The organism is Pyxidicoccus caerfyrddinensis (assembly GCF_010894405.1).
Lineage (GTDB): Bacteria > Myxococcota > Myxococcia > Myxococcales > Myxococcaceae > Myxococcus > Myxococcus caerfyrddinensis.
The window spans coordinates 57,487-66,279 of sequence record NZ_JAAIYA010000044.1; the positions used below are offsets into that span (position 1 = coordinate 57,487).

Genomic DNA, 8,793 nt, shown 5'->3' on the forward strand with positions numbered 1-8,793 from the left:
CGCATGGGCCGGTTCTTCCTCACATCCCGTGGAAGTCTGGGTGACGTCTACCCCTTCATCGGACTCGGGTGCGAGCTCCGGAAGCGCGGCCATGAAGTGACGTTGATCCTCAATGAGGTCCATCGCCCGTCCGTGGAGAAGACGGGCCTTGGCTTCGTGCCGTATGCGCCCGTCTCGGCCCATCTCGAGGAGCAGGAGGCCAACCGCCACCTCGGGAAACCGGACGCCCCCCAGCACGCCCTCTCGTACGAGGCGCGGCTCCGTCGCTGGCACCTTCCCGAGCTGCGTGCGACCTACGCGGCGCTGGCGGAGCAGGCCGACCCACGCGACTCGGTCGTCGTGGCGCGCGGGCTGACCTTCGCCGGGCGGCTGGCCCAGGAGCGCCTTGGGATACCCCTGGCGACGGTGTACCTCTCGCCCCCCGAGTCGATACGCCTGTGGCTCGGCGTCCCGCTGCTCCTCAACCGGCCGCCGCCCACCCGGTGGCTCTACGACCTGCTGTGCGTGCCGAAAATCGACCGGCACCACGACCCGCAGTATTCGTTCATCAACGAGTTCCGCGCGGAGCTCGGGCTCGCCCCCGTCAAACACATCCAGAGCCGCTGGCTCGAGTCCCCGCAGCTGGCGCTCGGACTGTGGCCTGACTGGTTCTACCCGCGCCTGGGCCACTGGTCGCGCCACATGCGAACGCCCGGCTTCGTCCTGCACGAGACGCGTGTGGACGAGCCGCTGTCCGCCGAGCTCGACGCCTTCCTGTCCGCGGGAGCACCGCCGGTGGTGTTCGCGCCCGGGACGTTCCGGAGCAGCGGCGCCGAGGCGTTCTTCTCGACCAGCCTCGACATCTGCCAGCGGCTCGGGCGCCGTGGCCTGTTCCTGTCTGAGTCACGTGCACAGGTGCCGGCCTCCCTCCCCGAGTCCATCGCGACATTCGCCTCCGTGCCGCTGCGCAAGGTGCTGCAGCGCTGTGCCGCGCTCGTGCATCACGGTGGCATCGGGACCACGGCACGCGCCCTCGAGGCGGGGCTGCCGCAGTTCGTCGTCTCGGTCTTCGGTGACCAGCCGGTCAACGCCATGCGCCTGAGCCAACTGGGCGTCGCGGGCACCGTGCACGAGCGCGACTACCGCGCCGACGCGGTGACGCCCATGCTCCAGCGGCTCTTGACGGACACCCGGGTGCGCGAGGCCTGTGCGACCCAGGCCCGGCGGATGGCCGGGCAGGACGCGACGGCACTGGCTTGTGACGCCCTGGAGGAATTGCTCGCGAGCCGCTCCCGCGCGGAGCCGGCTCGACTCCGGCGGGCGGCGACCTAGGCGGCCGCTCGCTACGGGCCCGCGGATTCTGGCAAGCTGGCCCTGGCGGCCTTCCCAGGCGGCCTCCGCGACGCACAGCCGGACACTCCCCATCATGCGCTCCCTCTTCCTGCTGTTGTTCCGTCGCTCGAGCACCTCGGTCATCCTGATCGCCGTCATCGGGAGCGTCGCGGGACTGTGTAACAGCGCCCTGCTCGCGTTGATCAGCGAGGCGTTGAAGAACCGGGCGTCCGTCACGACGATGATGATCGTCGCGTACCTCGCCCTGAGCCTGGGTGTCATGGCGAGCAACCTCCTCCCGGAGCTGCTGCTCTCGCGGCTGTCGCGCTCCTTCGCGGCCGACCTGAGGCTGCGCATTGGCCGGCGCGTCCTCGCGGCGCCGCTGCGCCGCCTCGAGGCCCTGGGCCATGGCCCCGTGCTCGCCGCGCTCACGCACGACCTGCAGACGGTGGTCGCCACGGCGTCGGCGCTCCCCTCCCTCGTCATCGGGTCGACCATCGTGCTCGGCTGCCTGGGCTACATGGCGTGGCTCTCCGCGAAGGGGCTGTTGCTCGTGGTGCCGGCCATGGCCGTGCTCGCCGGCATCTACGCCCTGGGGGCCAGGAAGATGGCCCCGCTCTGGCGCGGGGAGCGTGACGCGCAGGATGACCTGTACCGCCAGCAGCAGCACGTGCTGGAAGGGGTCAAGGAGCTCAAGCTGCACGGGGGCCGCCGGAGCGAGTTCTTCGAGCACGACTTCACGCCCGCCGTGGACACGGTGCGGCGCACGGGTGTGCGTGCCTCGGACAGCGTCGCGCTGTTCAGCAACTTCCTGCACTTCTTCACGTGGCTGGTGCTCGGCGTGGCGCTGTTCGGGGTGAACATCCTGACCCCGAGCGACACCGGCGCCACGCAGGGCTACGTGATGACGCTGATGTACATGTGGGGCTCCTTCCGCGGGCTCATCGAGAGCATCGGCCGCTGGACCCAGGCGGGAATCGCGCTCGAGAAGCTCGCGCAGCTCGACGTCTCGCTCACCGAGGCGATGAAGGACGAAGACTCCAGCAGCGCGGCGCTCGAGGCCGTGCACAGCGAGCGCCACGAGGTGCGCTTCTCCGACGTGACGTTCTCGTTCGAGGGGCAGGACGGGCACGCGTTCCGGGTGGGGCCGCTCGACTTCGAGCTGCGGCCCGGTGAGCTGGTCTTCGTCGTCGGCGGCAACGGCAGCGGGAAGACGACGCTGGCCAAGCTGCTCACGGGCCTCTATGCGCCGGAGTCCGGGCAGCTCCTGTGGAACGGCGCCGCCGTGACGGATGAGAACCGCGAGGCCTACCGCAACACGTTCTCCGCCATCTTCTCCGACTTCCACCTCTTCGAGAACGTGCGCGGGGTGCCCTCGGAGCGCCTCGAGAAGCATGTGGAGGAGTACCTGCGGCTGTTCTCGCTCGACACGAAGCTGCGGGTCGTCGACGGCCGCTTCTCCACGACGAGCCTCTCGACGGGCCAGCGCAAGCGCCTCGCGATGTTCGTCGCGCTGCTGGAGGACCGGCCCTTCTATCTCTTCGACGAGTGGGCCGCCGACCAGGATCCGGAGTTCCGCGAGGTCTTCTACCGGCACCTCCTCCCCGAGCTGGCGGCGCGCGGCAAGGGCGTGGTGGTCATCACCCACGATGACCGGTTCTTCCACCTCGCCCACCGGGTCATCAAGCTCGAATACGGAAGGCTCGTCGCCGCGGCGTAGCAGGCCCGGGGCCCCGGAGGGTAATCGGAGCTGTATTCAGTGATAACTCCGATTCCTGGTAGCATCCGCGATCTCAGAGAACAGGCCGGAACTCCTGTTCGAAACATCTTTGACCCGCGTCGACGCGCCCATGAAAAACGCCCCGCTCGTCTCCCCCTCCTCCACGCTGCTGGAGCTGCTCGAGGAGCGCGCCGCGCTTCGCTCCGATGCACCGCTCTTCCACTTCGTCGAGGACACCGACGGCGAAGAGCTCACGCTGCCGTACTCCGGACTGCTGCACCGCGCGCGCGCGATTGGCGCCTGCCTCCAGCAATTCACCGCTCCGGGAGAGCGCGCCGTCCTGCTCTACCCACCAGGGCTCGAATACGTCTCCGGCTTCTTCGGGTGCCTGGCCTCGGGGGTGGTCGCCGTTCCCGCCTACCCGCCGGACCCGTCGCGGCTGGAGCGCACCCTTCCCCGCCTGCGCGCCATCATCCAGGACTGCCAGGCCTCGGTGGTGCTCACCACCTCGTTCATCCTCTCCATGGCGGAGCTGCTCTTCGAGTCGGCTCCGGACTTGAGGGCCCTTCGCTGGGTGGCCACCGATGAGCTGCCCGCCGACGCCGCGAGCGCCTGGCAGCGGCCCTCCCTGCGCCCCGACTCGCTGGCCTTCCTCCAGTACACCTCGGGCTCCACGGGCACGCCCAAGGGCGTGATGCTGTCTCACGCCAACCTGCTGCACAACCTGGAGCTGATCCACGGTGCGTTCGGCATGCACCCCGGCAGCGCCGGCGTCATCTGGCTGCCGCCGTACCATGACATGGGGCTCATCGGCGGCATCCTGGGCACCCTCTACGGAGGCTTCTCCACCAGCCTCCTGTCGCCCCTGACGTTCCTGCGCCGCCCGCTGCGCTGGCTGGAGGTGCTCTCCCGCACCCACGGCACCATCAGCGGCGGGCCGAACTTCGCCTTCGACCTGTGCGTGCGCAAGACGACGGAGGCCGAGCGTGCCGCCCTCGACCTGAGCCACTGGGAAATGGCCTTCTGCGGCGCCGAGCCCATCCGCCCCGAGACGCTGGAGCGCTTCGCCCGGGCGTTCGCTCCGAGCGGCTTCCGCCGCCAGGCCTTCTACCCCTGCTATGGCCTCGCCGAGGGCACCCTCATCGTCTCCGGCGGTGAGCTGAGCGCGCTCCCCGTGCAGCAGTCGCTGGACACGCGCCGGCTGCGCGAGGGTCGTGCCGAGTCGGCCGAGCCCGGGCAGCCGCACAGCCAGACGTTGGTGGGCTGCGGGCACTCGCTGCGGGAGCAGGAAGTGCGCGTGGTGCACCCGGAGACGCTCGTGCCGTGCGCGCCTGGCGAGGTGGGCGAGGTGTGGGTGAAGGGCCCGAGCGTGGCCCTGGGCTACTGGGGCCGTCCCGAGGACACCGTGCGCGACTTCCAGGCGCGCACCTCCGACGGTGCCGGGCCCTTCCTGCGCACCGGGGACCAGGGCTTCCTCCAGGGTGAGGAGCTCTTCATCGCCGGCCGCATCAAGGACCTCATCATCGTCCGCGGCCGCAACCACCATCCCCAGGACATCGAGCTGACGGCGGAGCATTCCAGCACCGCGCTGAGGCCGGGGTGTGGCGCGGCCTTCTCGGTGGAGGTGGAGGGCGAAGAGCGGCTGGTGCTGGTGTACGAGGTGGATACGCGCCAGCAGCCCGTAGCGGTGGAGGAGGTCGCCCGCGCCATCAGCCAGCAGGTGGCCGTGGTGCATGAGTTGCGGTTGCATGCGCTCACCCTCATCGCTCCCGGCAGCCTGCCCAAGACGTCCAGCGGGAAGATTCAGCGCCGCGCGTGCCGTGCGTCCTTCCTCGCGGGCGAGTTGCAGGACGTGGCCTCCTGGCGCGAGCAGCAGGCCGAGGTGTCGGAAGTCCCGTCTGCCTCCAGCACGCCACAGGTGAGCGAGGCCCTGGCGCTTCCGGCCACGCCGGAGGCCGTGGAGGACTGGCTGCGGGTCCGGCTGGCCCGCCGGCTGAATCTGGCCCCGCGAGACGTCGAGCGGGATGAGCCGCTCACCCGCTACGGCATCGATTCGCTGGCGGCGGTGGAGCTGACGTACGAGGTGGAGCAGGGCCTCGGAGTGGCGCTGCCCCTGCATGTGCTGCTGAGCGGGCCCACGCTGGCGGAGCTGGCCTGGAGGCTCGCCGGCGCGCGCCGGGACGCCACGGGCCCCCTGCCTCGGGCCTCGCGCGAGCAGCCCCTGCCCCTGTCCTTCGCCCAGCAGCGGCTGTGGTTCCTCGACGAGCTGGAACCGGGAAGCCCGCTCTACAACATCCCCGCGGCGGTGCGGCTGCGCGGCGTGCTGGATGTCTCCGCCCTGGAGCGCACCTTCGCCGAGCTCGTGCGCCGACACGAGTCGCTGCGCACCACCCTCCACGCCGAGCAGGGACAGGCTTCGCAGCGCATCCACCCCGAGGGCCACGTGGCCCTGGCGCGGGTGGACCTGGGCACACTTCCTGCCGAGCAGCGTGAAGCCGAGGTGCTGCGCCTCGCCTACGAAGAGGCGCTGCGTCCCTTCGAGCTGACGCGCGGCCCACTGCTGCGCACCACCCTGCTGCGGCTGTCGGACTCCGAGCACGTGCTGGTGCTGGTGCTCCACCACATCGTCTCCGATGGCTGGTCCATGGGCGTGCTGGTGCGCGAGGTGGCGGCCCTCTACGCCGCCTTCGCCCAGGGGCTGCCCTCGCCCCTGCCCGAGCTGCCCGTCCAGTACGCCGACTACGCCGTCTGGCAGCGGCAGTGGCTTCAGGGCGAGGAGCTGGAGCGCCAGCTGGCCTGGTGGAAGCAGCAGCTCTCCGGGGCTCCCTCCCACCTGGAGCTGCCCACCGATACGCCGCGTCCGGCTGTGCGCGACCACCGTGGCGCCAGCGTCCCGGTGCAGGTGTCCGCGTCCACGTGGGAGGCGCTCAAGGCCCTGGCCCAGCGCGAGGGCGTCACGCCCTTCATGCTCCTGCTGGCCGCCTTCCAGGTAGTGCTGCACCGCCACTCCGGTGAAGAGGACATCAGCGTCGGCTCGCCTATTGCCGGCCGCTCCCGCCCCGAGACGCAGGACCTCATCGGCTTCTTCGTCAACACGCTGGTGCTGCGCACCCGACTGGAGGGCAACCCGTCCTTCCGCGAGGTGCTGCACCGCGTGCGCGAGACCACGCTGGGCGCCTTCGCGCACCAGGATGTCCCCTTCGAAAAGCTGGTGGAGCAGCTCCGGCCCGAGCGCGACCTCGGCCGCAGCCCTCTCTTCCAGGTCATGCTCGTGCTCCAGCCCGACCCGCTGCCCGGCCTGGCCCTGCCCGGGTTGGCGCTGGACTCAGTGGAGCTGGAGAGCCGCACCTCCCGGTTCGACCTCCACCTCTCCGTTTCTGAGTCCGCGCGGGGACTGGCCGGCTCGCTGGAGTACCCCACCGACCTCTTCGAGACCGCCACCATGGTGCGTCTCGTGGGTCACCTGCACCAGTTGCTGGACGGCGTCCTCGCCCGGCCCGAGCAGCGCATCGCCGAGCTGCCCCTGCTCACCGAGGCCGAGCGACAGCAGGTCCTCGTCGAGTGGAACGACACCCGCGCGCCCCTGGCCGTGGACACCTGCATCCACCACCTCTTCGAGGCCCAGGTGCGGCGCACGCCGGACGCGCCTGCCCTTGGCTTCGAAGGCCAGTGGCTCACCTACCGCGAGCTGGATGCTCAAGCCAACCAACTGGCGCACCACCTGCGCTCGCTCGGCGTTGGTCCCGAGGTGCGCGTCGGTTTGTGCGCGGAGCGCTCCCTCGAACTGGTGGTGGGCCTCTTCGCCATCCTCAAGGCCGGGGGCGCCTACGTCCCGCTGGACCCCTCCTATCCCCGCGAGCGTCTGGCGTGGATGCTGGAGGACGCACGTCCCGCCGTGCTCCTCGCTCAGCCTTCGCTGCTGTCTCGCCTTCCGGAGACTGAGGGGGCCGCCGTGGTGTCCCTGGGCGACGAAGCGCTGCATGGCCTGCCCACGCACGCGCCCTCGCCGCTGGCCACTCCGGACAGCCTCGCCTACGTCATCTTCACCTCGGGCTCCACCGGCCGCCCCAAGGGCGCCATGAATGCCCACCGCGCCGTCGTCAACCGTCTGCTCTGGATGCAGCAGGCCTATGGCCTGACGTCCGCGGACTCGGTGCTGCAGAAGACGCCCTACAGCTTTGACGTCTCCGTCTGGGAGTTCTTCTGGCCCCTCATGACGGGCGCTCGCCTCGTCATCGCCCGCCCCGGTGGCCACCAGGAGCCCGACTACCTCGCTCGCCTCATCTCCGAGCAGCGCGTCACCACCACTCACTTCGTCCCCTCCATGCTCCAGCACTTCCTGGAGCAGCCGGACCTGGAGCAATGCACGAGCCTGCGTCGCGTGGTGTGCAGTGGTGAAGCGCTCTCTCCGGAGCTGACGCAGCGCTGCCTGCAGCGACTGCCATCCGCTCAACTGCACAACCTCTACGGCCCCACCGAAGCCGCCGTCGACGTCACCGCCTTCCACTGCCTGCCCCAGCAGGGCCGCCGCTCCATTCCCATCGGCCGGCCCATCGCCAACACCTCCATTCGCATCCTCGACTCGCACCTGCGGCCGGTGCCCACGGGCGTTCCCGGCGAGCTCTTCATCGGCGGCATCCAGGTCGGCCGTGGCTACCTCGCCCGTCCCGAGCTCACCGCCGAGCGCTTCATCCCGGACCCCTTCAGCGACACGCCCGGCGCGCGCCTCTACCGCACCGGTGACAAGGCCCGCTGGTTGGCGGACGGCAACATCGAGTACCTCGGCCGCCTCGACTTCCAGGTGAAGGTGCGCGGCCTTCGCATCGAGCTGGGTGAAATCGAAACCACCCTGGAGAAGCACCCCCAGGTGCGCCAGGCCGTCGTCATGGTGCGTGACGGCTCACGCCTCGTGGCCTACGTGGTGCCCCCCAGGGGTGAGCAGTCGCCCTCCACCGCGGACGTGCGCGACTTCCTCAAGACGAAGCTGCCCGAGTACATGGTCCCCTCGGCCTTCGTCGTCCTGGAGGCCCTGCCCCTCAACTCCAGTGGCAAGCTCGACAGGAAGGCCCTGCCCGCGCCGGACCTCTCCCGCTCCGAGCTGAAGCCCGCCTACGTCGCGCCTCGCAACGACGTGGAGCAGCGCCTGTCTGACATCTGGGCGCACGTGCTTGGCCTTGAGCAGGTCGGCATCCACGACAACTTCTTCGAGCTGGGTGGCGACTCCATCATCAGCCTCCAGGTCGTCGCGCGTGCGCGCCAGGCCGGCCTCGCCGTCTCCGTCCGCCAGCTCTTCCAACACCAGACGGTGGCGCAGCTCGCCCTCGTGGTGCAGGCCGCCTCCGGAGCCATTGGAGAGCAGGGGCCCGTCAGCGGTCCGGTTCCGCTCACGCCCGTCCAGCGCCAACTGCTGGCGCATGACCCGGCCCACGCCTACCACTTCAACCAGGCCGTGCTCCTGGCCTCTCGCGAGCCCGTGGAACCCGCTCGCCTGCAGAAGGCCCTCGCTCACGTAGTGGCCCACCACGATGCCCTCCGCCTGCGCCTGCGCTCGCACGAGGGTGAGTGGCTGCAGGACAACGCCAGCCCCGACGAGGCACCCGTCCACCTGCTCCAGGTGGACCTCTCCGCCTCGCCTGCCTCCGAGCAGCCCGCCGCGCTCGAAGCCGAGGCCTCGCGCATGCAGGCCAGCTTCGTCCTGGCCCAGCCGCCGCTGCTGCGCGCCGCCCTCTTCCACCTCGGCAACGGCCAGCAGCGCCTGCTCC

General features: G+C 70.3%; 3 protein-coding genes. All 3 read left to right on the forward strand.

Annotated elements, in window-relative coordinates; translation table 11 throughout:
* Window positions 1–3 precede the first annotated feature (3 nt).
* Entirely contained in the window at window positions 4–1,311 is a 1,308-nt protein-coding gene (locus G4D86_RS49780) for a glycosyltransferase (RefSeq protein WP_164002745.1), read from the forward strand.
* A gap of 94 nt (window positions 1,312–1,405) precedes the next feature.
* On the forward strand, window positions 1,406–3,031 hold the full coding sequence (locus tag G4D86_RS49785) for a cyclic peptide export ABC transporter (RefSeq protein ID WP_164002746.1): 1,626 nt from the start codon (window positions 1,406–1,408) through the stop codon (window positions 3,029–3,031).
* Window positions 3,032–3,161: 130 nt separating this feature from the next.
* The coding region (locus G4D86_RS49790; RefSeq protein ID WP_164002747.1) for a non-ribosomal peptide synthetase at window positions 3,162–8,793 on the forward strand (5,632 nt) is incomplete at its 3' end.